We start from the raw sequence: 26,861 nt of genomic DNA, 5'->3' as shown, positions 1-26,861 counted from the left end.
TTTATCGGCAGTTTCTGACAAATTCTCTGAATATAAGGCGGCTGTTTTCATCTTTGAGATAGGAGAATTCGGGGTGCCATTGTACTGCCCAAAGGAACTTCTGCTTCGGAGCATAAACAGCTTCAATAAGTCCGTCGGGAGCTTCTGCCATAGGTAAAAGCTCATGTGAGAGAGTCCGTACTCCCTGATGATGATAGCTGTTTACGGGAATTGTATCCGTTTTCAGAAGATCATACAGCGGCGAATCCGCTCTTATATTCACTTCATGTATCGGAACATCATACGGCGGCTTCTGACAATGCAGTATTGTATCGGAAAACTGGGAGGGTATATCCTGCCAGAGCGTTCCGTCAAGTGCGGCGTTTATGAACTGTATGCCGCGGCATATGCCGAGTATGGGTTTATCAGCTTCCATTGCGCGTTTGAGAAGCAGCTCTTCCATAGTATCCCGTTCGGGGCTGCACTCGCCGCAGACACCTGTTTTTCTTGCGTAGTACAGCTTGGGATCAACATCCTGACCTCCTGTGAACAGAAAGCCGTCACACATAGATGTTAACTGTTCGATATCTGCACTGTCACTCGTAAGCGGCAGCATAACAGGCATACCTCCTGCCTCAATTATCCCGCCGAAATACCCCGGCAGCATCCAATAGCTGTTTTTATTGTAGTCCATAAGCGGTATAACTCCGATAACAGGTTTATTGCTCATATTTTTTCCTCCAATACAAAAAAGGTGCATACGGTAAATACCGCAGCACCTTTGCTTTATGATAATTATATTATACCTGTACGGAAAAGTCAAGTAATTCTTTATTGCTTCATGTTTCGAGCCGCATCATTTTATTTTTCATTACAGTTTATTATATGAAGCCTGAGTTTTGAGTGAAAAACAGTAAAAATCCGATAATTGCTTTTTAGGTAAATATCGGCTTACTTCCTATTCGATTTGATTTGCCTTTGTCTTTACTGCGATAAGAATATGCTCTACCCTTTCCAAAGACTTTTAGCTGATTTTTTCTATAACAAAGCCCCTTTGTAACATTTACAAAGGGGCTAATTTGCTTTTTTGCTTTATTATAGAAAAATGAAATAACGGTCATGAAAGAGATACGAGAAAAAGCTCCTTCAAAATGGTTCCTCGATATCTCATGTAGAACTTCTGTATAAGTATCTCAGTCATCCTGTGACTGTTTTTCATTCTGTGGATACGCTGTCTTTGAGAAGCTTTCTTGCAATATGGACGCTGAAAAAATCTATGAGGGGGCCCATAAAGAAAGCCGTGATAATGGTGCCGATACCTGCAATAGTGGGTATGGCTCTGAGCTGTCCGCCGCCTGCAAGGAACATGACTGCTCCCAGCACAACACAGCACACATCTGTGCAGATGCGAATGAACTTGAATTTGCCTATCTTCCATTTGTTTGCCATTATCAGCGCTACAGCGTCGTATGTGGAGACGCCGAGGTCTGCGGTTATGTACAGCGAAGCGCCGATACATATAATGACTATGCCCACTATGAGGAAGATAATGCGGAGGGGCATTGACGGCTCGGGAACGAGCCATTGCAGGAGCTTGTAGGAGTACTCAGTTACATAGCCAAGCAGGAAAAGGTTGATAAAGGTAGCGATGCCGATGTAATGCCTGTCGAAGATAAGGCTGAACGTGAGCAGTACTGCATTGACTATGACGTACAGAGTGCCGAAGCTTATGGGTATGAGCTTGCTGATGCCGCTCATAAATGACTGGAACGGGTCCACACCGAAAGCAGCCGTTTTGAATATGGCGACGCTGACAGCTCCCGCCATGACGCCGAGTATGGACATAATGATCCTTCTTTTCATGTTTTCTCTCTTTTCTGTTTGTATTTCTGAATAATAATATCACAGCTGTGCTGTTATGTCAACACGAATATTGCGGAGCTCAGGTCAGCTTTTGCTGTTCTCTGCAGTCCGCAAAACACAGCCCTCAGAGCATTGCGGCAGTCAGAACTGATATTATACGGTGAGGATATCTTACAGCATTTTCTACAGAAAAATGGTAAAAAATGGCTGAAAGATAGTCTGACATTATAATTTATTCAAAAATTTATAAAATTTATGTGTACAATGCTTGAAATAGCCTTTTGCTTATGCTATAATATTTAAGTTGTGGTCAATCGGAGCATAAACTGACACAGAAACATATATAGTCAGAGCACGATCATAACGTATTATTTTAAAGAGAGTATTTATATAAGCCGGAGGAAAAAATGAAAAACACGTCAAAAAAACGGACCATTGCCGGAGTACTGTGTCTCGGAATGCTGCTGCAGACTGCTGTATATCTGCCTGCAAACGCAGATAACGGCACGCAGGTGACCATTAATGAAGTCTGCTCGAAAAACACTACCTACAAGGCTGCTGACGGCAGCTGCTATGACTGGATCGAACTTTACAACAATGGAAAGACAGAAGCCGACATCTCGGGCTGGGGACTTTCGGACAAGGCTGAAAAGCCCTATAAGTACGCATTCCCCGACGGCACACATATTGCGTCAGGGGGCAGACTTATCGTTTTCTGCGACAGCGACGCCGCTAAAAATGACACTAAGATAGCTCCTTTCGGGCTGTCTGCATCGGGTGAGATACTCACACTGACAGACAAGTCGGGCGCTAACGCACAGACCATTACATTTGAAACTATCCCTGCCGACAGCTCCTACGGACAGTATCCCGACGGCAGCGGAGATTTCTATATACTCAAAGGCACACCCGAAAAGGCTAACATAGCTCCCGAGGGCAGCGCATCTGTACATAAGCCGTCTTTTTCCCATGACAGCGGATTTTACGACAGCGAATTCAAGCTTACTCTCACAGCCGATGAGGGCTGCGATATATACTATACAACAGACGGCAGCGACCCTGTATGGGGCTCGAAAAAGTATACCGAGCCTCTTACTATCAAGGATATGACTGAGACCGAGAACCGTCTCAGCGCACGTACCGATATAGTTCCCGACGGAGCAGAGGCTCCTCACGGAAATGTGGACAAAGCAGTTATAATCCGTGCAGTTGCGGTGGACAGCGAAAACAACGCCAGCGAGTATGTCACAAGGACATACATGATAGGCAAGACAGCTTCAGGCTATTATAAGAACATGAAGGTGGTCTCCATCGTTACCGATCCTGCTAATCTCTTTGACAGGGAAAAGGGCATATACTGTCTCGGCAAGGTCTACGACGAGAACAAGGAAGCTGACAGAGAAAAGTGGGCTTGGGAGAAGAAAGCCAACTATTCCATGAAGGGCAGAGAGTGGGAGCGTCCCGCTATATTCACCATGTTCGACAACGGTGAAAAGGTCATCGACCAGAACGTTGGTATCCGCATCAAGGGCGCATTCTCAAGAGCTCTCGCACAGAAGAGCTTCAACATCTATACCCGCAAGGATTACGGAGTTTCCGAGTTTGATTACGACTTCTTCTCGGGTAAGGCTGCAAAGGCTAAGAACGGCAAGGCTATCAAGAAATATGACGGCATCGTAGTCCGCAACGGCGGCAACGACAATACGGGAGCATTCTTCCGCGACACCATAAACCAGACACTTGTGGCTGACAAGACCTTTGCAAAGCAGACCTGCACAGAATGTATCGTATTCATCGACGGCGAGTTCTGGGGGCTCTACCAGATGCAGGAAAAGATCAACGAGAGCTTCTTCAGCAGCCATTACGGTGTTGATAAGAATAATATCGCAATGATAGAGAACGGCGACCTTGAAGCAGGTTCGGACAGCGACCTGAGAGACTGGCGGGAGCTTTGCGACGGAGTTGCAAACGGCAGCATCTCCTTTGAGCAGTTCTGCGAAAAAGTGGATCTCCAGGGCTTTATGGACTACTTTGCAGCACAGATATACTGGTCCAATGCAGACTGGCCCCAGAATAATTTCAGCGCATGGCGTTCAAATGTCATAGATGAGAGCAATCCCTATGCTGACGGCAAATGGCGAATGATACTTTTTGATACCGAGTCGGGACAGGGACTCTACGGCACCGATGACAAGTCCTATCACGCTGACGGCTTTGAGCGCATACGCAATAACAACAGCCAGCTTGCAAGAATGTTCAACGGGCTCCTTAACAATGATTCATTCAGAATGAAATTTGCAAGGACGATGATGGACCTTGCCAATTATAACTTTGCTCCCGAAAAGACAAAGGCACTTATCGAAAGCTACAAGAACAATTACAGACAGCAGATCGCCGATACATATCAGCGCTTCCATTGGGGCAGCTTATCGGGAGATAATGCTGTAAAACGCTTTGAGGGCGAGATAGCAACGCTCACCGAATTCTACGACAAGCGCTATCCCTATGCAGAGCGTACTACACGAAACGCAATGAAGCTTTCGGCAGAGCCCCACAAGTTCACGGTAGTGAATAATTCCGCAAAGGGAAGCATAAAGCTCAATTCCCTTGAGCTGGGACAGATAAGCAGCTGGAGCGGCAATTACCACGCCGATTACGATCTCCACCTGACGGCAACTCCTGTGGAGGGCTGCACATTCTCACACTGGAACCTGAACGGTGCAAAGCTCAGCAGCGGAGAGCTGACAGACCCATATATCAAGGTAAGGATCGAGAATGACGCTTCTGTAGAGGCTGTCTATGTGGGCGATGCAAATGAGAAAGTGACCACTGCAGCTCAGACGACCGCAAAAGTCACAACTACAACAGTGAAAACTACAGCAACTACAGCTAAGACCACTGCCAAGACAACTGCGACAACAAAGGCTGTTACGACAACTGCAAACGGTTCGCTGTCCTTGTCGGGGCTGAAGTCCCTCAGCAAGGTGGTACAGGCTGAGACCTATGACTACAAGCAGGGAATAGACACGGAGAACTGCTCGGAGGGCGGACTTGACGTTGCGTATATCGAGAACGGCGAGTACATCGGCTTCAAGGACATTGACCTGACGGGCGTGAAGAATATCGACTTCCGCATCGGTTCAAACGGCGCAAGAGCAGTGCTTGAAGTGCGCGTTGACAAGCCCGACGGTCAGGTGATAGGCAGAATGGATATCAAGAGCACCAACGGCTGGCAGACATGGGGAACACAGAGATGTGCCATTTCTGAGACAAACGGCAAGCGCGATCTGTATTTTGTATTCACAGGCGGAGAGGGCTACCTCTACAATGTGAACTGGTGGAGGACTGACAAGCAGGTGGATAAATACGCTATCGGAGACCTTAACGGCGACGGAAAGATCGACAGCTTTGACCTTTGCAAGATGAAAAAGGCGGCTCTTACAGGAGAAGCAGATAACTTCGGCGCGGCAGATATAAACGGCGACGACGTTATAAATGCTGACGATCTGAAGCTGCTGAAAAAATTCATACTGGGTGAGATAAAGTCTTTCTGACGATACCAGTTTTGAGATCTAATAAAATAAGCGTAATGCACAATTCTGCTATAGATAATATAGCGGAGTTGTGCATTTTTATTAGTGCATGTTTATATTGTACCCTCGGCGGTTTACAAAACCTGTAGTTTTCGGGAAGCAATTAATGACTAAAGCAGCGCAATAAATGAACAGATATTGATAATATGTTGCTCTTTTTGCAGGAAATGTATCAATATTCTTACGATCCGGAGCTGATAACACATAATTTCATGCTGAGAACTGCTCCAAAGTTCAGATTAAACGCAGAGTAGAAATGATTATAAATTATCCTTAAATGTTAAGGCGTATTTAATATGTCAGAATAGTATTCTACGGTAAAGCGTTGATTCGGTAACTTAAATAAAGCTGAAAAACACAAAAAATAATGACGGTTCACGACATCAAAACAGTTTAGTTAAACGATAATACTAACCAAAAATTGCTGAGGCTGTATCTGGCAAGCATTGATATGTGTCACATCTGGCTAATTTTAGCCATGTGTGATCATACACGATTCGCAATATCTGGTCAAAAAATGTGATAATCACAAATTTCGGCTTGAATTTTAATTGGTTAATACATTATAATTGTAGTATAAACAGATAAATATGCGCATAGGGGAAAACTTGATCCATGAGAATCGGCTGAAGCGTAAAGTCAGACGTGACTGCAAAGTCAGATCCTCAAAACAAAAACTCAAAGGAGTGATCAAAAGTGAAGCTTAAAGGAATCCAGAGGCTTATCAGCGGAGCAGTTTCAGCTCTGATGATCGCCTCGAGCATACCCACTGTGGCTTCTGCTGCGGATCAGCAGACGAGAGGAAATGTGGGCGGCTACGACTACGAGATGTGGAATCAGAATGGACAGGGACAGGTATCCATGCAGCCAGGTGCAGGCTCATTCACTTGTTCTTGGAGCAACATTGAGAACTTCCTCGCTCGTATGGGAAAGAACTACGACAGTCAGGGTAAGAACTACAAGGACATCGGAAATATCGTCCTCACTTATGATGTAGAGTACACACCAAGAGGAAACTCATACATGTGTGTATACGGCTGGACAAAGAGTCCTCTCGTTGAGTACTACATCGTAGAAGGCTGGGGCGACTGGCGTCCACCGGGAAATGACGGCGAAAATAAGGGCTCAGTAACTCTTAACGGCAATACCTACGATATCCGCAAGTCAATGCGTTACAATCAGCCGTCACTTGAGGGAACATCTACATTCCCACAGTACTGGAGCGTTCGTCAGACAAGCGGCTCTGCAAACAATCAGACCAATTACATGAAGGGCACTATCGACGTATCCAAGCACTTTGACGCATGGTCACAGGCAGGACTTGATATGTCAGGTAAGCTTTATGAGGTATCTCTCAACATCGAGGGCTACAGATCAAACGGTTCAGCAAATGTCAAGAGCGTAACTGTTTCTACAGACGGCTCAGGCGCAGGTGCTTCAAATACAGCTCCTGCAAACAATAACAATCAGCAGCAGGCTCAGAACAATGACTGGAACAATGGCTGGAACTGGAACAATCAGCAGCAGAACCAGCAGCCTCAGAACAACGACTGGAACAACGGCTGGAACTGGAACCAGAATAACGACTGGAACAATCAGCAGCAGAATCAGAATAACGACTGGAACAATGGCTGGAACTGGAATCAGAACAACGACTGGAACAACCAGCAGCAGAATCAGCAGCCGCAGCAGAACAACAACAATAATACTCCCGCTGCAAGCACATCACAGGGCTCAGGACTCAAGGACATCTTCGCTCCTTGGTTCAAGATCGGTACTTCCGTAAGCCCTCATGAGCTCAGCTCAGGCGCTGACTTCATCAAGAAGAACTACAATTCAATTACTCCCGAGAATGAGCTGAAGCCTGATTCAATACTGGATCAGTCGGCTTGTCAGCAGAGAGGAAATAATGTCAATACTCAGATCACACTCAGCAGAGCAGCGCAGACTCTGAAGTTCTGTGAGAGCAACGGCATTTCTCTCCGCGGTCATACATTCGTTTGGTACAGCCAGACTCCTGACTGGTTCTTCCGTGAGAACTTCTCGAACAACGGCGCTTACGTATCAAAGGATATCATGGATCAGCGTCTCGAGAGCATGATCAAGAATACATTCGCAGCTCTCAAGTCTGAGTATCCTAACCTTGATGTTTACGCATACGACGTTTGCAACGAGCTCTTCGTAAACGACGGCGGCGGAATGAGACCTGCAGGCAACTCAGGCTCAGGCGGTTCAACATGGGTACAGATCTACGGTGATGATTCATTCGTTCTCAACGCATTCAAGTATGCAAGAAAGTATGCTCCCGCAGGCTGCAAGCTCTACCTGAATGACTACAACGAGTACATCAGCGCTAAGACAAACGACATCTACAATATGGCAATGAAGATCAAGCAGCAGGGCAATATCGACGGTATCGGCATGCAGGCTCATCTTGCTACAAATTATCCTGATGCAAAGACCTTTGAGACAGCTCTTAACAAGTTCCTCAGCACAGGTCTTGACGTTCAGATCACAGAGCTTGATATCACCTGCTCAGACCTTAACGCACAGGCTAACCTCTATGAGGACATCTTCAAGATCGCAATGGCTAACTCTGACAGGATACCTGCTCTTACTATCTGGGGAACATCAGATAACGTAAGCTGGAGATCTTCACAGAATCCGCTCCTGTTCTCACAGGGCTATCAGCCAAAGCCTGCTTATGATAAGGTAGTTGCTCTTGCAAAGAGCGGCAGCGTTCCTGCAGCTTCAAACAATAATAATAATACTCAGCAGCAGAACAATAACCAGCAGCAGAATCAGCAGCCACAGAACAATGACTGGAATAACCAGTGGAACAACCAGAACAACAACCAGCAGCAGAACTGGAACCAGAACAATGACTGGAATAACCAGTGGAACAACCAGAACAACAACCAGCAGCAGAACTGGAATCAGAACAATGACTGGAGCAATCAGGACTGGTTCACCAACGTTTCAAAGTGGGGCGACGCAAACAACGACAGCACTGTAGATATGGCTGACACTGTATCTATCATGCAGTCACTTGCAAACCCTGACAAGTACAACCTTAATCAGCAGGGAGCTTACAACGGTGACGTATTCAATCCGGGAAGCGGCATCACAAACAGCGACGCACAGTCACTTCAGATGTGGTTCCTCGGTTCGATCCCGAATCTTCCTTATGGTGACAATAACTGGAACAACCAGTGGAACTGGAACAACGACTGGAACAACCAGAACAACAATCAGCAGCAGAACTGGAACCAGAACAACCAGTGGAACAATCAGCAGCAGAATCAGCAGCCACAGAACAACGATTGGAACAATGGCTGGAACTGGAACCAGAATAACGACTGGAACAACCAGTGGAACAATCAGCAGCAGAATCAGCAGCCACAGAACAATGACTGGAACAATCAGTGGAACCAGAATCAGCAGCCTCAGCAGCAGAACAACAGCTCCAACTTCACAGCAAGCGGCCAGAAGTTCAGCGTCGGCAGCGGTCAGACTCAGCACAAGGGCGACAATGTTGACGGCTACAGCTATGAGATATGGCTCGACAACACAGGCGGAAGCGGTTCAATGACTCTCGGCAGCGGCGGTTCATTCAGCACAGAGTGGAGCGCTACAGTCAATGCAGGTAACTTCCTCGCTCGCCGCGGAAGAAACTACGACGCTTCAAAGAAGGCTACACAGTACGGTCCTATCGTTATGGACTATGCAGCAGACTATTCGGCAAGCTCACAGGGTAACTCACGTCTTTGCGTATACGGCTGGATGAAGGATCCCCTTGTAGAGTACTACATCATCGAGGACTGGGTAAACTGGTGCCCATCAGCTCAGGGCGGCAGCAAGACTGTTACTATCGACGGAGCTGAGTACGAGATATTCCAGCTCGACCACACAGGTCCTACTATCCTCGGCAATACACAGACATTCAAGCAGTATTTCAGCGTTCGTAAGTCCAAGAGAACATCAGGTACTATCACAGTATCAGACCACTTCAAGGCTTGGGAGAATGCAGGCTGGAACATCGGTAACCTCACAGAGGTAGCACTCAACGTTGAGGGCTGGGAGAGCAGCGGTAAGGCTAACGTAACTAAGCTCACTATCGGTACAAGCGGCGGAAGCAATAACAATACTCAGCAGAACAATAACCAGCAGCAGAACAACCAGTGGAATCAGCAGCAGAATAACAATCAGCAGCAGAATCAGTGGAACTGGAATCAGCAGCAGAATAATCAGCAGCCACAGCAGCAGAACAATACAGCTGTACAGAGCGGCAAGAAGCTCTGCGCTATCTCATTCGATGACGGCGCTTCAGCTACAAGCAAGTCGGATCCCGGCTACAGAATAATCGACGCACTCATCAAGAACAACATGACAGCTACATTCTTCAATGTTGGTAACTGGATCAAGACAAACGACCAGATCAAGTATGAGTACCAGAACGGCATGGAAGTAGCTAACCATACACAGTCACACCCACACCTCGGTCAGATGGGCGCATCTCAGATCAGAAGCGAGTGGGAGCAGTGCAACAGCAAGCTCAAGAGCATCATAGGCGCAGATCCTTCAAAGCTTATGAGACTTCCTTACCTTGAGAGCAATGCTACAGTACAGTCAGCACTCAACGATGTACCGCTTATCAGCTGTGCTATCGACACTCAGGACTGGAACGGCGCTTCAAAGGATCAGATCGTAAACACTATCAAGCAGGCTGCACAGAACGGCTCACTTGAGGGTGCGATCGTACTCTGCCACGAGAACTACGCTGCAACAGCAGCAGCTATGGAAGAAGTACTCCCATGGCTTGCACAGAATGGTTACCAGAACGTAAACATTTCTGATATGGCAAAGGCTCACGGCAAGACACTTGCAGGCGGTCAGGTTCATACACGCGCTTAATAAACACCTGCCATTTGTTTATATCTTTCAGACTCCCGTACATTAGTACGGGAGTTTTTTTGTTGCACATATGGCGTATTTAATATTTTATCTATTGATTTATGCAATGATTTAAGTTATAATATCAGTATATAGAAAGATTTGTAAAAGAAAAAGTTTTATTTTATAGCTTGTGTGCTTAATAATATCAGCAATATGGGAGAATTTTTTGTAATAGAGGCTTGCAGTAATTGCTGCTGAGGAAAGGAATGTCTTATGGGAATATCAAGAAAAAGGCTTGCCTTGTTTGTGGGACAGGCTGATGAAGCATATCAGAGCCGATTTATAAGCGGCTTCAATAAAAAAGCTCTTGCTGCCGATTTTGATGTGTGCGTGTTCTCAATGTACCGCAAATATCAGGATACTCCCGAAAATGAGCTGGGAGAATCCAACATCTTTTCGCTGATGAATCCCGAAAAGTTTTCAGGTGCTGTTATACTGAAAGACAGTATCCAGACGGAAAACGCAGCAGATAGCCTTGAAAAACGGCTTGAAGCAGAATTCCGCAAGCCAACAGTGGTCATAGAAAAGGAAAGTGACCTGTTCCCGAGTATTTATATGGACGGCTATTCGGCAGTATTCGATATAATCACACACCTCATAGAGGTGCACGGCTGCCGCGATATAGCTTTTATTTCGGGAAAAAAGGGACATAAGCATTCCAAGGAGCGCTTACAGGCTTACCGTGACGCTATGGAAAAGGCAGGGCTGCCAGTCTCGGAAAAGCGTATCAGCTACGGCGATTACTGGTACCAGAGCGGCGAGGTGTATGCAGACCAGCTCCTTTCACAGGGCGGAGCTCTGCCCGATGCTATCGCCTGCGCAAACGACCAGATGGCTATAGGACTTTGCAAGGCTCTTACCGCACGGGGCATAAATATCCCCGAGGATATCGCAGTCGTGGGATATGATTCCACCTATGAGGGACAGACCAGTCCCTGCACTGTAACATCTGCACTTATCCCTGCAAAGGATTTCGGCGAGTACGCCTTTGACTTTCTTATGAAGAAAATGAACGGGCTCATACCCGACGACTTTTCTCTCAAGCCCGAGATGGTGCTTGGCGAGAGCTGCGGCTGTCATAACGAGACCATGCCCCAGTACCAGATAAAGCGTAAAAAGTGGGAGACCGTTACCTCAGAGGAGGGCTACAACTCCGTTTTCAATACAATAGAGGCAAATCTAATCTCTCAGGTATCCCTGCCCGAGTACCTCAATACGGTCTATTCCTATATCTATCAGCTGGGAGACATTAGCGAGCTGCATCTGTGCCTTGACAGCAGATGGGAGAATATGGGGACAGGTATACAGGTAAAGAACGAGGGCTACAGCGAGGAGATGCTCCACGCGGTAAGGTATTACAGCGACCACAAAAACAATATGACAGGACTTGAAAGCAGGTTCATAACATCCGATATGCTGCCCGATCTTGAAGGTGAGGATTATGCTCCTGCGGCATATATATTCACTCCTCTGTTTTTCGGTGAGGACTGCTTCGGCTACGCGGCGGTCAGGTATAAGGATCAGCTATGCTCCTATGACGAGGTCTACAGGCGCTGGATAGATTCGGTAAACAGAGGCTTTGAGGTGCTGAAACGGAATATCTGGCTCAAAGAAGCACAGAAGCGCCTTGAACGTATCCGCAACAGCAAGTTCGCCATATATTCGTATGCCTATGACAGCCTTGACGAAAAGGAAAAGGAGGACTACAGCCTTGTAACGAAGATACTGGACGAGAACCTTTTCGATTATCATTTCCAGCCTATCATCAACGTGAAAAACGGTGAGGTCTTCGCCTATGAGGCTCTTATGCGTGCAAGGAACGATACCAAAGTCTCACCCCTTTCCATAATAAAGTATGCCACCATGCAGGAAAGGCTCTTTGATGTGGAGCGCTCAACTTTTCTGAACGTTCTGCGCATCGTCAGTGAGAACAAGGCCGATTTCGGCGATGCAAAGGTGTTCATAAACAGTATCCCCGGAGTAATGGTCGGCGACGGCGACCTTTCGGATATAAGCGAGCATCTGGCAAAGATCTCGGACAAGGTTGTTATAGAGCTCACGGAAGAAGCGGAGCTTAACGACGATGATCTTATGAAGCTGAAACAGTTCTATAATAAGCTCAACATCGATATCGCTGTTGACGACTACGGCACAGGCTACTCAAATGTCAGCAATCTGCTCAGGTATATGCCTAACTACGTAAAAATAGACCATTCTCTCATAAGCGACATCAATAATCAGTCCAGAAAGCAGCATTTTGTCCGCGAGATAATAGATTTCTGTCACGATAACAATATACTTGCTCTTGCAGAGGGCGTTGAGACCACCGAGGAAATGCGCATCGCCGTTAATCTTGGAGCAGATCTGATACAGGGCTATTATATGGGAGTACCCTCTCCAAAGGTAGTCCGTCAGATCGACGAGAAGCGCCGAAGCGAGCTGAGGCAGTACTACCAGGAGCGCATTGACGGCGAGATGAAAAAGGTATACTACGCAGGCAAGACCCAGCGTATACCTCTTGCACAGCTGCTCAGGGACGGCTACAGCGATATAGTCGTGGGCGCTGAGGGAATGGTATATAAGGATATATCCATTATCGGTATCCCGCACATGAAAACCAATATCCATCTTCGTGTGGAGTCAGGCTACAGCGGAAGGATAAACCTTGAGGACGTATACTTCTCGAATATCAAGAGACGTCCATGTATCGAGCTGGAAGACAATACTGACGTTGTACTGGTACTGCTCGGTACCAATACCCTGTTCGGCTCGGGAATACAGGTGCCTGAGTCCTCAAGGCTGACTCTGGAGGGCAAGGGAGACCTTGAGATCGTGCTCAATGCTGCCGAGTTCTATGGCATAGGCAGCGATCATTACAGCCGCCACGGCGAGCTCATATTCGATCAGGACGGCGCAGTGAATATAGATTGTCACGGTCAGAGAGGAGTTGCCATAGGCTCGGGACTGGGCGGCAAGATATGTATAAACCGCGGCGAATACCATATCAAGTCCAATGATGAGGCTTGTGTGGGAATAGGCACTCTTACAGGCAAGGCTGAGATCACTATTAATATGTGTCTAATAAAAGGAGATTTCATCGTTACCACAGGTGTGCTGATAGGCTCGCTGGAAAACGATGCATCTGTAAGGGTAGTGCACAGCTCGGTCTATTATTACGGCTTTGGCGGAAGCCTTTCCGTGATCGGCTCTGTAAAGGGCAGGGAAGTCTGTATAGATACATATATGATGGGTGCGGAGTTAAACGTAACGGCAGATGAATCCACTCTGCTGGGAGCTCTTAACGGAAGCTCCGTCATAAAGCTCAGCGATTCCGCACTGAAGCTTGAAAGCACGGGAAAGCAGGCACTCCTTTTCGGCGGATACGTTCCCGATACCGAGATAGAGCTGCTTGGCTGTGACACACAGGCGGTAGTTTATTCTGCCATAGGCAGGGACACGCTTGCTCCCGATGAAAAGATACATATCATAAACGGCAGAAGAAGAATAACTATCAACGGCAAAGAGATTGAAAGACCTATCACCTATGATTATACATGACAAGTCATTCAGATGCCGTGAGACAAGTCCATAACAGCAATGACCGCCGAAAGGCGGTTTTTGCATATATATTGATTACAAATTTGTAATTCTATAGACAAAGCCGCAGGAATGTGTTATAATACGAAAGGCGTTTGACCAAAAACAAATCTATAGATCGAGGTATGTGTTATGAAAAAAATGATTTCTGTTCTCACGGCGTTTTCTCTTCTCGCATGTGTACCGACCGCTGCGGTATTTGCAGCCGATACATCTGCAGCATCAGCTTCTGAAACAGCAGCTGATCTGAACAGCACAGCTGTTTCAAAGATGAAGAATATGAATGTCATAATCAAATTGACAGCAGGTGCGCTAAGTGATTCCAAAGAGTTTACCAAGGTAAGTGATACACGCTTCAAGACAGTTGAAAGCGTCAAGGCATTTATCTCCGAGACCTGCACAGGCAGCCTGAAAGATACGCTTCTCCAATACTGCGACAGCAGTCTTACTGTAAAGGAGGATGGCCTTTACGCAAAAACTATGCCAAACTTCTACTATACATTCCTTATGGATAACGGCGTAGTCATCACTGACAGCAGTGCATCTTCCTTCAATGCTATAACGCAGAAAAACGATGAGATGAATGGCTACGGCAAGGCAGTATTTGCTCTTGAGGACGGCAAATGGAAGATAAGCGGCTATGACTTCGGTTTCTTTACAGCAAATAAAAAGACAGAAGACCTTGCAAATGCCGCATATGTAAGGATTTTCCACCTGCAGACCATTCTGGATCTGCTGGCATACGGCGCTCCCGCTGATTCAAAGGACAAGATAACTGTTGACGGCAAAACATACGGCAAGGTAAAAGATGACCTGCAGGTATGGAAGATCTATTCCATGAAGGAGTATATCACCGAACACTGCACAGGTGCGCTCCGCGATGATCTCATCAAGCAGGTCGAGGATCGCTATGTTGAAAAGGACGATGTTTTATATGCAGTCATCGGTGCAAGAGGAGCTCTTGATTTCAATCTTGATGGCAGCGTAACTGTTTCAAATGTAAGTGCAAACGGCTTCACAGCAACTACAGTTGAAAAGAGCGACAAGGACGGCTACGGCAGAGTTGTTCTTGCTGCTGACGGCGACAAATGGCTTGTAAAGAGCTATGAGTTCGTTGATTCAAACGATGCGCCTGCATATACTCTGGGCGATGTGGATAACGACGGTAAAATAAACGCAGTTGATGCTTCGACTGTTCTCACATATTACGCTAACGTTTCCACCAATAAGGACGGCGGCTTCACCGAGGATCAGAAGATGTCAGCAAATGTTAACAGCGACAATGCGATAAATGCTGTAGATGCGTCCTGTATCCTTTCTTACTATGCATATGTTTCGACTGCTAAGGACGAGATCGTAAGCATTGAGGAATTCCTGAAAAAATAATGGCTCTTGCAGCATACAGCAAAAAAGCTCCGACCATATGGTCGGAGCTTTTGATCTTGATTTGCCTTTATCAAGCGCGTGTGTGTACCTGACCGCCTGCAAGTGTCTTGCCGTGAGCCTTAGCCATGTCAGAGATGTTTACGTTCTGGTAGCCATTCTGTGCCAGCCATGGGAGTACCTCTTCCATAGCAGCTGCTGTTGTAGCGTAGTTCTCGTGGCAGAGCACGATAGCGCCTTCAAGGGTACCGTTCTGTGCTGCTGTCTTGATCTTGCTTACGATCTGATCCTTGGAAGCATTGTTCCAGTCGCCTGTGTCGATCGCACAGCTGATAAGCGGTACATCGTTGAGTGTGGACTGAACTGTAGCGCTGCTCTCAAGGTAAGGAAGTCTCATAAGGTGTGAGGGCTCAGTGCCGATGATGCTCTTGAGCTTGCTGTTGCACTGCTCCCACTCGCTTCTGATCTGAGATGAGCCAAGTGAGCCGAGGTGAGGATGAGTGTTGGTGTGGTTAGCGACCTCCATGCCTTTCTCATACTCATACTTGATCTGCTCGTTTGTCTTGATCCAGTTGCCTACATTGAAGAATGTAGCTGTCATGCCGTTCTTTGAAAGAGCATTGATTATTCTGTAAGCAGGGTCTGATGTGCTTGTAGCTGATGCACCGTCGTCGAATGAGATAGCGCAGAGCTTCTTGGAAGTGTCAACTTTACCGGGCTCGGGAGTCTTAACTTCGCCAACGTGCCCCTGACCTGTTACTACTGAAGACTTTGTGCCTGCTGATGCTGCAAGTACTTCGTCAAGATAGAAGTCCATAGTATCACCTGATCCGTCCATAGTTTCAACATAGAGTATCATATCGCCTGAGTTATCGGGAATAGTGAATTCTGTGTTTTCCAGCTTTGTCCATTCGCCGTTCTTACATGTTTCTGATGCGATAGCAGTGTAAGTAACGGAGTCGCCTGAGCCCTGCTGGAGTGAGAGCTGGAACTTAACGTCCTTGCCTGACTGCTGGAGTATAGCAGCGCTGAAGCTGTATGTCTCGCCTGCCTTGAAGTCAGAGCCGAGAGTATAAGCTGCGCCGTTCCATGCAGCTGATCTGCCTGAAACGTAGAGTGACTTGCCTGAGTAGTAGCTGTCATCGCTTGCAGCAACGGAAGCATTTCCTCTGCCTGTCCAGCTGTCTGTGCTTGAATCGAATGAGCTCTTGAAGTATGTCTTTGCAACGGGAGCAACTGTAGTTGTAGCTGCCTCTGTTGTAGTTGCCTTGGTAGTTGGAGCCTGTGTTGTAGGCTGAGTTGCAGGAGTTACGTTTATATTGCCTGCATAGCTCTCAGGGAGCTTTGTTATAGTGCCTAAGAGGAACTTCTGGATAACGAGGGCGTCATTTGATGTGATACCGCCGCCTGCCTCGCTTACGTCTGCGTTATAAACGCCTGGCTCTGTGAGCTTGTACTTGTTTGGGTTAGCCAGTGACTGCATGATAAGAACTACGTCAGCCATGTCCACGCCGCCGTCGTTGTTAGCGTCGCCCCACTTGGAGACCTTTGCGTCAAGTGCAGCCTTTGGATCGGCAGTTGTTGTAACGATCGGTGCAGCTGTAGTAGTGGTCGTGGTCGTTGTGGTGGTTGTAGTAGTTGTTGTTGTAACAGCCTTTGGACCGTCGATAACTGTGCCAGCCTTAGCAACGATTGCTTCGTCGATAGCAAAGTCATCTGTGCCTTCCTCAGTCTCAACATAGAGCTTGATGTTGGAAGCTCCCGTTGGGATAGTGTAGTTTGGATTTGCAAGCTGTACGTACTCGCCGTTGGAAACTCCGTCTGCAATGTGACCGTACTTGGTCTCGCCGTCGGCAGTATACTCGATGGAGAGCATCATGTTGCCTGAGCCCTTTGCTGCAACGCTGAAGCTGTAGGACTCGCCTGCCTTGAATGTAAGGTAGTCGAGGGTCTTCATTGCGCCGTGCCATGCACTGGTTCTGCCAGATACTGTGAGAGCCTTGCTGCCTGCGTATGCTGAACCGCCTGTGGAAACTGTAGCACCGCCTCTGCCTTCCCAGCCGTTGCTGTCGTCCTCGAATGTGTCGTGGTAGTAATAACCGTTTGCATCAGGCTCGATAGGCTCGGGAGGTGTGGGATCCTTGCCGCCCACGAAGCCCTTGCCATCGCTTTCAAGAGCCACAACGAATGTGGAAACGCTGTTTGCGGGGAGCTGTGCTGTGAACGATGAACCGCTTGCTGAAACTCCGTTTATGCTTGCGATATTCTCGCTGCCCGATGTTCTGTAGGTCTCAACGCCTGTAACGTTTCTGCCGCTGAGGGTGAACTGCTGACTTACTGCACCGCTGCCCTTATTGATTGCGACTACTGTAGCCTGTGTGTCGCTGTGCTTATATGCTGATACAAGAATGTTTGTATTTGGCTGCTCTGTTGCGTCGATACGAACGTCGCCCGGGCGAACCCACTTGGAGAACTGTGCCATAGCGTAACCACGCTTGGAAATCTTACCGGTATCCCACATCGGGCTGTACTGACGGCGGATATACCACCATACGTAAGCATTCATGTTACCAACAACTAAAGCATTGTGGATATTTTCAGCTACCTTAACGCCCTCGGGCCAGCGGTCAGCGGAGTTGTTATCACTATTTGGAACGTAAACCTCGGTCATCCAAATTTCCTTGCCGCACTGTTCAAGGGCAGGGAAATCCATCTGGCTGCGCTGTGTTCCGTAGAAGTGTGTACCGAACATGTCGCAGTTTGCCATTGCCTTGGAGTTGTTGAGGATAGCGTTGTAGAAGCTCTTATTGTAGCTGAAGCTTTCAGGTGACATGAGCTTTGTTGTTGTGCCTGCTGTTACGGACTTACCGTAGTTTGCAATGAAGTTTGCCGCACGGTCAGCTGTCCATGCTGTCCACTCGCCCGACCAGTCAGGCTCGTTCTGAACAGAGATAGAATTGAGCTGAACGCCTTGATTGTTGCAGTACTTGATGAAGTCATTGAGGTGCTGAGCGTACTGAGCTTCTGCGCCCTGTTTAAGCACATACTGACCGCCTGTAGGACCGCCTGTGCCGTTTGTTCTCATTGAAGCTGGCGGATTCCAAGGTGTAGCAAATACTGTAGCGCCGAGCTTCTGAGCTCTCTGAGCTGTTGGAATAGCGTTCTTCCATGCATTCTTGTCATCGCTGACGAAGATACGCAGAATTGTAAGTCCCAGCTCGTCGGCGCCGTTTCCGAATGCCTTCTGCACCTGAGCCTCGGTCATGTCTCCGGGAGCGCCGTTCTGAGCATTATAGCTCTGCCACTCTGGGTGGTTCATACCGCCGAAGCCGCGTATCGTCTGGTACTCCTTGTTTGTGTTGATGGTGCACGCACCTGCTGCCTCTGCACTGAGAGGTGCCGCTGACGGAAGCGGAAGTGACGAAGCTGTACTTGCCAGCATTGCTCCCGCCATAACTGCCGAAACAGCAGTCTTGAATTTGCGAGTAATGTTCATTTTAATATCCTCCTCAAATACGGATTTGTTTCGTACATAATATCCCCATAATAAAGGAACTAATTATATTGTAAAGCCTATTTAATGGATTGTCAACGCAAAAAATCAATAAAAGGTGGACAAAATGAGATATTTTGAAACAAAATATATATATGTCAAAGAATATAACTGCCGCTTACTGTAAGATTTGATAGTTTGCAATGGCGGAGCTGTCAGCGCAATGGTCATTGCCGATGAGAAAGCCGACTCTTATCGTGCACAGGTGTATGAGATACAGGATAGCGTATCTGCATTTGCGGATAGGCTGTTATTTTTTGGCATGAAACACTTGAAAAAGACAATTTTTGTATTGACAATCAATTACATCTGTGTTATAATGCTAAATGCCTTTAAGTATATAAATACTGATGATTAACAAAAAGTATAATTATCTGAAAGAGGCTTAAAAACTTCTGTACAAACGTAATATGTTCTCACTCTCAATTCTGCTCTGTCTTTTTATTCGATCAGTACAACAAAGGCTTCTTTAATAAGACATTTATTAAAACTGAGGAGGACATAATAATGAAAAGATCAGGCAGTCGGAAAAAAATGACAGCTATCTTAGTGACAGCTGCTCTTGCAGCAGGTGCAGTGGCTGTGGATACAGGAGCATTATCAGTGTTCAGCAGCGGTATCGCTGCTCATGCAGCATCAGAGGAAAAGGCACCTGCATTAGGTACTTTTTATAAGGTGGGAGATACTATCGCTGTAACAGGTGCAACGTGGTTTGTTATCGATGATGATCCCGCATCAGGTAATCCTGTAGTAAAGCTCGAGAGCAATTTAAAAATTACAGCATACGAAAGCTCCGATACTGATAATCAGTACATATGGAAAACAGGCGATACCATGTTTACAGAAGTACACAATGGCTTTTACATAACACGCAGGGACTCTGCCGCTGTTCCCGAGGGCTTCTATATAACAGGCGGCAAGGGGACGGAAAGCGCTCCTTTCACTGTGGGGCTCGGTGTCCCTAAGTTCAGCAGCAAGAATATAACTCTTAATGACGGTATCGGTATGAACTTTATTGTGGATGAAGCTTATGAAAGCAACGCAGCTGATCTTAAAGTCAAGTTATCAGGCAAATGCGATGAGGCAGGCGATGAGCTCCATGAGCTTGAGCTCAGAACTGTCGGCGGCAAGGAAGTTTACTGCGTTACTGCCAATGTTACCGCAGACAATATGAACAGCAAGATCACTGCTCAGCTTTATTACGGTGACAATAAAACACCTATAGATACACTGGCATTTTCAGTAAATGAGTACCTTGATTCTCTTGACACCAAGACTGATAAAAAGCTTGATGCTCTTGTAAAAGCAACAAGACAGTACGGAAAGGTCTCGGAAGCCTATTTCGGCAGCAGCACCCTGCCCAAGGTAAAGGATCATTCAGATGAGATAGTCAATTCAAAAACTGTATTCGGCGAATACTCTTTCAATAAGTATCAGCCCATGTTTGATCCGGATACAGCCCTTATCTCGCTTGTTCTGAACTCAAAGCTCTCAGTTCGTCTGTATACAGCCAAGTACGAGGAGACACACCATGATGTGGCTGCATACGATATCTGGACCTTTGACGAAAACAATAAGCTTAATATCTCGCCCTTTGAGGTTATATATGCATTTGAGGGCGCAAACGGAAAGGTCTGCTTTGAGATCCCAAATATTATGCCTACACAGCTTGGCACAACATTCAATGTAAACTATCAGGGTACTGATTACCTATTCACACCTATGGCATGGGCTTACCGAATTATGAGCAGCGAAAAGCCTCTTGACAAGGACGTTGCAATGGCTAATGCGCTCTATGAGTATTTTATCGCTGCAGCAGATTATGCCGATTAAGCAAAGGCATATTATCTGAACGCTGAAGAAAGGAACGATACAGGGATAATTATGAAAAAAACGATATTTATTTTTCTTGCTGCATCTCTGCTCCTTACAGGGTGTAACGGCGGAGACAGCAGCAGCGGCATGAGCAAGCAGCCTTCTGATGTGAAAGTTACAACAGCTGCGATCACAGAAGAAAAAAACGATACAACCAATACAACAGAAGGTATCACTTCTGAAATTGTGACGGAGACCAATGAAAAGCCGTCCGAGAGCTCAGAGCCTGAGACTGTGCCGATAACAACAGAAAAACAACAGCAGGAAACTGTAACTGAGAACGCAGAACCGACCGAAGAAGCTGTAACAGCCCCGGACAGCGGCGTAAAGGTTAATGCAGACGGTTCAATAGATCTTCCCATAATCCCTGTTGATTAAAAAGCAGTATCCCATGGAGCTTTATTGTCATTCGCTATGACAGCACATGGAATAGGGGCAGATACTGCCTGACCTGAGCACATAATAAAATAACAGCCTTGTTCCCCGAGTTTGGGAGAGCAAGGCTGTTTTTTGTTATCCGTTATGCGTTTTGGCAGATGTAATTGATATAATCAAATAATCGCCGCACAAGTTTAAAAATTGCATTTTTTCTACATACAATTCCGCTATTTAAAGCCTTTTACCGGTCGAGTTTAAGACTATTTTAAGATTGGCACGTTATTATTTAAATACATTTATTGTTTTTATATTTTTTAGGAGGATGAAAAAAATGAAAAAGAAAAACATTCTTGCAGGCATATTATCTGCCTGCGTCGTCGGTTCTGCGGCAGTCCTGACTCTCACAGGCTCAGCAGCCGACAAGCTGTACGGCGACGCCAACTTAGACGGCTCGGTTGATATGTCGGACTGCGTTCTCGTTATGCAGTCTCTGGCTAACCCCTCAAAGTTCGGCACTACAGGTACAGACGCAAAACACCTTACCCTTGACGGTGCAGACCTTGCTGACGTTTCGGAGCGCGGCAACGGTATCACCGCCAATGACGCCCTCTCTATCCAGCGTTACCTTCTCGGCATTATAAAGAGCCTGCCCGAGAGCGTCGCAGAAGGAAATAACGGCGACAGCTCCTCAAAGGACGAGGAAAGCACAAAGATACACCTCAAGGACAATGCCATAACTGTTGACGGACAGTACGCTGTGGCAGACGGCTCCAAGGTCACTATCTCTCATTCGGGAAGCTACACCATTGACGGTACTCTTTCAGACGGTCAGATCTACGTTGAAGTTCCCGATGCTGAAGCTGACAAGGGCACTGTAAAGCTCATATTCAGCGGCGTGAATATCACAGGCAAGAGCGCTCCTGCCGTATTTGTAAAGAATGCGGACAAGACCTCCATCACTATCGCTGACGGAACCGAGAATACTATCTCGGACGGCACTGCCGCTTATACGGGCGATAACGAGAAAAACGCCGTTATCGAAGCCAAGGACGACCTTACAATAAAGGGCGGAGACAAGGGCACAGGTACACTTACCATAACCGCTAACATTCAGCCTGCTATCGAGTGCAACAACGATATAAAGTTCACAGGCGGCACCACAAGCATTGATACTCTCAATGAAACAGAGCCCAACGATGCAGTAAAGGGCAAGTCCTCTGTTACAGTCAAGGACGGCAAGCTCTATATCAAGTCCGAGGGCGACGGTATCAAATCAACAAAGGGCAATGTTGACCTCTCGGGCGGCGAAGTCGTTATCAAGTGCGGCAACGACGCTGTACAGGCTGAGACAGCTATCAACATCAGCGGCGGTGATATCTCCGCATTCGGCGACAAGGGACTTACAAGTGCAGGCACTATCAGTATCACAGGCGGCGAGCTCATAGCAACAGCTACCGACTGCCAGTGCGAGAACCTGACCTCGACAGAGCAGAACACCCTTATGTTCGACTTCGTAAAGGAATGGTCAAAGAACAATCCTATCGCTCTTACAGATTCCTCAAATAAGGAGCTCTTTGATAAGAATACGGGCAAGAAGTTCAGATATGCAATAGTTTCATCATCAAGTATCGGCAGCGACGAGTATAAGCTCTTCACAGGCGGTATCAAGATGAAGCACAGCACAGGCAGCACCTTCAAGGCTGGCAAGCCTGCTTCATACAAGGAAGTAAACAATGACATGGAGAACGAGGAGCAGCTCTACAGCGAGCTCTTCAGTCAGAAAATGATCCACAAGATCGACGTCAAAATGGACGAAGCCAAGTGGGAGGAGCTCCTCAAAAACGCAAGCAAGGAGGAGTGGAATCCCTGCGACGTTATTATCGACGGCGAGGAATACAAGAACGTGGGCATCAGAACCAAGGGCAACAGCTCCCTTATGATGGCTCAGAACGGCAAGTACAGCTTCCGCATCAAAATGGACAAGTACGATAAGGAGACAAACTACCACGGTCTTACTGAGCTCTGCATGAACAATATGCTCATGGACGCTTCCTGCCTCAGAGATATTATCTGCTACAACGCAATGTATGAGATAGACGGCGTTGCTCCTCATGCTGCACATACAGATATGTACCTTAACGGACAGCTTTACAGCTTCTATCTGCTGGCTGAGCAGCCGGGTACTACAGTTGCAGAGCGCTATGCCGTAGATGATGATTCGGTACTCTACAAGGCTACCGAAAGAGCAGGCAACGGCGGCGGCTGGGGCTTCGGCGGCGACAGCTACTGCTCATTCACAGAGAACATGACTCCCGACAGATTTGACGTCAAGTTCGGCAAAGACGATAATTACCAGCATATCGTCGATATACAGACAGCTATCAACAAGCTGACTCCTACAGACTACAAGTTCATCGAGGACGTTATCGACGTACCAAGCTTCCTCAAGGGCTTTGCAGTAAACTCTATTTTCTGCAACTACGACAGCTACAACGGCTCACTTGCCCATAACTACTACCTCATGTACTCGGGCGGCAAGGCATATTTCGTAGGCTGGGACTACAACCTCTGTCTCGGCAACTTCACAGGCGGCGCAAGCTCCGTAACATCTGATATCACCACAAGTCTCTATCAGTCAACTGTTGAAGACCGTCCGCTGGCAAAGCTTCTTCAGGTGCCCGAATACTATGATATGTATGTGGATATCGTAAACGATATCATGGATTACTACAGTGATCCCGAATCATATGTTGCTGATTATGCAAAGAAGATACGCTCACACGTAGCAGCTGATCCCCGTGCTTCATTCACTATTGATGAATTTGATGTAAACACTTCAAAGAGCGCTGAGGGACTCCAGTACAGCGAAGAGGATACAGGCATGAGCTGGGGCAACTGGAACGGCAACGGCGGAGATGCTAACGGAGAAGGCGGTGCATGGCCGGGCTTTGGCGGAGATGCCAACGGAGAAGGCGGTGCATGGCCGGGCTTTGGCGGTGACGCCAACGGAGAAGGCGGTGCATGGCCGGGCTTTGGCGGCGACGCTAACGGTGCAGGCGGCTGGCAGGGCTTCGGTGACGCAAGCTTCGACTGGGCTAATGTTGATTGGAGCAACATGGACTGGGGCGACATGGACTTCGGCGATATGGACTGGGGCAACATGGACTTCGGCGGCGGAATGTTCGGCGGCGGTCAGACCTCAGTTGTTGACTTCCTTATCAAGAGATTTGAGATAATCCGCGAAGCACTCAAAAAATGATAAGCATATTGCTGTAAGGCAGTAATACCGATAAAAAGTATAAAACGGCTAATGAAGGCTTTAATGCTGACATTAGCCGTTTTTAATTATAGACCGTATACAGTATACTCTTGATTAGAACGTAATACTGTGGTATACTGTTGATAGGGAAAGCTGAATTTTCAGGGAGGTTTTTATGCGGAAGGAGATCAGACGATGCCTTGATAATCTTGTCAGCATCGGAACAGGAGTTGCATTGTTCGGCATATGGACAGTAATTCGTATCATCATGACTATCATATTGGAACGCGATATGCTGATAAGTCAGATAAAAAACACTGTCGAGCTGAGCACAGGACAGATAATGATCATATTAGGGATCATCATAGTATTTTTTTTCGCTTGTGATACTCAGCATTCATTTGTACATCGGGCTTTCAGCCCGTAAAGAGGGGCTTGGCGGGAAAAAGCGGACCGGCTACCTTATCGCAAACGGTCTTTACATAATCGTATACTGCATTGGTATCACAGCGGAGATAATAAACTTCACATGGGCTTTTCGCACCATTACCGAGGGCATCGCTACTATTTTCATTGATATCACCATGCTCGTCACACTGGGGGAGCTTATGTTCAACGCCGTCCGCGTCAGAAAACTGACGGGGCAGCTCACAGAAACGGAGACGAGATAATGCAGGCTGATTTTCATTACTATGCGACCTACTGCGCAGCTTTTCTTGCAGGGTATTCCCATGAGGAATGTCTGTCTGCTACAGCTCTCAGTTTGTGGACTTGTGTTCACGGACCTATCTGTCAAGGCTGAAAGCTCCTTTATCGGCGGCTACCACACAGCTTCAGCTTGAACTTATGGACGCAAGCACCGATCCGATAGGATTGCATGACATCACACGCATATGGGCGTCCTTTCATTTCCTGCTACGAGATCTTTATGCCGAGCGCAAGAAATGCTCAAAGCGCTATCGCAGCAAATACCGTCTTATCTGCGGACCTAACGGCGACCTTGCTGCAATGACCGTAGAGCTTGCCAAGGGTAAGAGCTTACAGGCAGTCGGCGTTGCAATGCACGTCATTGCTGACACATGGGCTCATCAGTATTTCGCAGGTACGCCCTCTCTCGTCATAAACAATACTGACCGATATTTTTTTGAGATACTTCCCGACGGAGAGCACAGGATACAGTTCAGGCACAGTGCCTCCGCACCTGACGACATCGAGCAGAGTATTTACACCTCCTCACTCTTTCAGAGCAATGAAAATACCATTATGAACCTCGGTCACGGACGTGCAGGACATCTGCCCGATTACAGCTTCATGCGCTACAAATATCTCCCTGCATGGGGAGATTACGAGGAGGTAATAAAGGACAATCCCTCAGACTACTATCACGCATTCTGTCAGCTCATATTTGCTATGCAGTATCTGCGCGGTGAACGCTCTGCCTTTGAGTTGGATAAATACGCATGGGATACAGCTGCTCCCTATGAGAAAACTATCAAAGACATTCTTGAAAAACGGCAGCTTGATTCCTGCGCTGACTGGGCAGGATTTGCAAGGTCGCTCTCGGGACAGGACGTGCCCGATTTCGATAAAAACCGATACGAACAGGAATACTTAAAGACTGACAAAAAAGCCAAAGACGATACCTTCCTCGGTAAATTCATTCTTGCGGCACTTGCGCAGAAAAGTATGGTCACAAATCAGATATTCCGCTCAGGCAATATGCTTGCAGGCTTCTCAGTTGACTTTGCAGCTAAGGGCTTTCGCGGCATTCGCGATTTCAAGAGGCTCGTTAAGCAGTCGGAAAGGGGGCGCGATAATGGGTAAGCTCGGACGTATACGCAATGTTTTTGTCGGTATCCTCATGCTGCTGCTGAGTCTTATTATGCTCCTGCTCAAACCTGAGGACGCTTTTCTGATCGCGGCGGTAATACTCTCGCTGGCTCTGCTTATCACAGGAATACGCCTGCTCGTATACTATTTCACAATGGCGCGCCATATGGTAGGCGGAAAGAAACAGCTGTATGTGGGGCTGATAGTTCTTGATTTCGGTATCTTCACTATGACGCTGACCAAGATACCACACCTGTATCTGATACTCTATCTGCTGGGCACACACGCTTTCGGCGGTGGGATAAACATTCTCCGCGCACTGGAAGCAAAGCGCAACGGTGCGCCATGGAAGCTGAAATTAAGTCAGGGCATCGTGAATATCATTGTTGCAGTACTGTGTCTGTTCTCGCTGGAATCCACAAAGCTGCTGGTAATTACTGTACTGTCTTGGACTTATCTACTCGGCTCTGGTTCGCATTATCTCCGCATTCAGACGAACCTCGATCGTGTATATACAGTGAGGAAACAATAAAAATCAGAGGACGGCATGAGCCGTCCTCTTCAGTTTTATTCATTTATTTCTGTAAGGATCTCC

General features: G+C 47.1%; 12 protein-coding genes and 1 pseudogene. 10 read left to right on the top strand and 3 right to left on the bottom strand.

Annotated elements, in window-relative coordinates; translation table 11 throughout:
- Window position 1: 1 nt before the first annotated feature.
- Together N774_RS0108020 and N774_RS0108015 are read right to left on the bottom strand one after the other, a co-directional pair.
- The gene (locus N774_RS0108020) at window positions 2–709 is read right to left on the bottom strand and encodes a gamma-glutamyl-gamma-aminobutyrate hydrolase family protein (RefSeq protein WP_024860747.1); all 708 of its coding nucleotides are present in this window, start codon (window positions 707–709) and stop codon (window positions 2–4) included.
- 485 nt (window positions 710–1,194) lie between these two features.
- Window positions 1,195–1,842 (bottom strand): YczE/YyaS/YitT family protein, encoded by a 648-nt coding sequence (locus tag N774_RS0108015; RefSeq protein WP_024860746.1) that lies wholly within the window; start codon window positions 1,840–1,842, stop codon window positions 1,195–1,197.
- Between the two features lie 407 nt (window positions 1,843–2,249).
- On the opposite strand from N774_RS0108015, the gene N774_RS17185 reads away from it, so the two are divergent.
- The 4 genes from N774_RS17185 to N774_RS0107995 all read left to right on the top strand — a co-directional run bounded on the left by N774_RS17185 (window position 2,250) and on the right by N774_RS0107995 (window position 15,374).
- Window positions 2,250–5,396 carry a CotH kinase family protein gene (locus tag N774_RS17185; RefSeq protein WP_024860745.1) on the top strand — a complete coding sequence of 1,049 codons (3,147 nt, stop codon included), beginning with the start codon at window positions 2,250–2,252 and terminating at the stop codon, window positions 5,394–5,396.
- A gap of 735 nt (window positions 5,397–6,131) precedes the next feature.
- Window positions 6,132–10,349: a glycoside hydrolase family 11 protein gene (locus N774_RS18205; protein ID WP_024860744.1), complete on the top strand. Its 4,218-nt coding sequence runs from the start codon at window positions 6,132–6,134 to the stop codon at window positions 10,347–10,349.
- Between the two features lie 255 nt (window positions 10,350–10,604).
- Window positions 10,605–13,949, top strand: coding sequence for an EAL domain-containing protein (locus N774_RS18200; protein ID WP_024860743.1), 3,345 nt, complete (start codon window positions 10,605–10,607; stop codon window positions 13,947–13,949).
- 171 nt (window positions 13,950–14,120) lie between these two features.
- On the top strand, window positions 14,121–15,374 hold the full coding sequence (locus tag N774_RS0107995) for a dockerin type I domain-containing protein (protein ID WP_024860742.1): 1,254 nt from the start codon (window positions 14,121–14,123) through the stop codon (window positions 15,372–15,374).
- A gap of 70 nt (window positions 15,375–15,444) precedes the next feature.
- Here the strand turns inward: N774_RS0107995 and N774_RS19795 are convergent, their stop codons facing one another.
- Window positions 15,445–18,867, bottom strand: coding sequence for a carbohydrate binding domain-containing protein (locus N774_RS19795; protein WP_024860741.1), 3,423 nt, complete (start codon window positions 18,865–18,867; stop codon window positions 15,445–15,447).
- A 564-nt stretch (window positions 18,868–19,431) separates the two neighbouring features.
- Between N774_RS19795 and N774_RS0107980 the strand changes: the two genes are divergently transcribed.
- The 6 genes and pseudogenes from N774_RS0107980 (at window position 19,432) to N774_RS0107950 (ending at window position 26,798) form a co-directional block, all read left to right on the top strand.
- On the top strand, window positions 19,432–20,757 hold the full coding sequence (locus N774_RS0107980) for a hypothetical protein (RefSeq protein WP_024860739.1): 1,326 nt from the start codon (window positions 19,432–19,434) through the stop codon (window positions 20,755–20,757).
- Between the two features lie 51 nt (window positions 20,758–20,808).
- Window positions 20,809–21,177 carry a hypothetical protein gene (locus N774_RS0107975; RefSeq protein WP_024860738.1) on the top strand — a complete coding sequence of 123 codons (369 nt, stop codon included), beginning with the start codon at window positions 20,809–20,811 and terminating at the stop codon, window positions 21,175–21,177.
- Window positions 21,178–21,508: 331 nt separating this feature from the next.
- Window positions 21,509–24,436, top strand: coding sequence for a carbohydrate-binding domain-containing protein (locus N774_RS0107970; RefSeq protein ID WP_024860737.1), 2,928 nt, complete (start codon window positions 21,509–21,511; stop codon window positions 24,434–24,436).
- Window positions 24,437–24,819: 383 nt separating this feature from the next.
- Window positions 24,820–25,107, top strand: coding sequence for a hypothetical protein (locus tag N774_RS0107960; protein WP_155250379.1), 288 nt, complete (start codon window positions 24,820–24,822; stop codon window positions 25,105–25,107).
- Window positions 25,107–26,260 (top strand): annotated as a pseudogene (locus N774_RS0107955) (DUF6765 family protein). The gene N774_RS0107960 and the pseudogene N774_RS0107955 overlap by 1 nt, the downstream one beginning before the upstream one ends.
- On the top strand, window positions 26,253–26,798 hold the full coding sequence (locus N774_RS0107950; protein WP_024860733.1) for a DUF308 domain-containing protein: 546 nt from the start codon (window positions 26,253–26,255) through the stop codon (window positions 26,796–26,798). The pseudogene N774_RS0107955 and the gene N774_RS0107950 overlap by 8 nt, the downstream one beginning before the upstream one ends.
- The last annotated feature ends 63 nt before the right edge of the window (window positions 26,799–26,861 follow it).

The organism is Ruminococcus flavefaciens AE3010 (genome assembly GCF_000526795.1).
In the GTDB taxonomy this organism is placed as follows: domain Bacteria; phylum Bacillota; class Clostridia; order Oscillospirales; family Ruminococcaceae; genus Ruminococcus; species Ruminococcus flavefaciens_D.
Note: the sequence above shows the minus strand (reverse complement) of the source record. Positions and strands in the feature narration are given on the sequence as shown.

Excerpts from the sequence above, each read along its gene's own strand:
- N774_RS0107970 (WP_024860737.1), top strand. The coding sequence starts at position 21,509 with ATGAAAAAGAAAAACATTCTTGCAGGCATATTATCTGCCTGCGTCGTC.
- N774_RS19795 (WP_024860741.1), bottom strand. The coding sequence starts at position 18,867 with ATGAACATTACTCGCAAATTCAAGACTGCTGTTTCGGCAGTTATGGCG.
- N774_RS0108015 (WP_024860746.1), bottom strand. The coding sequence starts at position 1,842 with ATGAAAAGAAGGATCATTATGTCCATACTCGGCGTCATGGCGGGAGCT.
- N774_RS0108020 (WP_024860747.1), bottom strand. The coding sequence starts at position 709 with ATGAGCAATAAACCTGTTATCGGAGTTATACCGCTTATGGACTACAAT.
- N774_RS18200 (WP_024860743.1), top strand. The coding sequence starts at position 10,605 with ATGGGAATATCAAGAAAAAGGCTTGCCTTGTTTGTGGGACAGGCTGAT.
- N774_RS0107980 (WP_024860739.1), top strand. The coding sequence starts at position 19,432 with ATGAAAAGATCAGGCAGTCGGAAAAAAATGACAGCTATCTTAGTGACA.
- N774_RS0107975 (WP_024860738.1), top strand. The coding sequence starts at position 20,809 with ATGAAAAAAACGATATTTATTTTTCTTGCTGCATCTCTGCTCCTTACA.
- N774_RS0107995 (WP_024860742.1), top strand. The coding sequence starts at position 14,121 with ATGAAAAAAATGATTTCTGTTCTCACGGCGTTTTCTCTTCTCGCATGT.
- N774_RS0107950 (WP_024860733.1), top strand. The coding sequence starts at position 26,253 with ATGGGTAAGCTCGGACGTATACGCAATGTTTTTGTCGGTATCCTCATG.
- N774_RS17185 (WP_024860745.1), top strand. The coding sequence starts at position 2,250 with ATGAAAAACACGTCAAAAAAACGGACCATTGCCGGAGTACTGTGTCTC.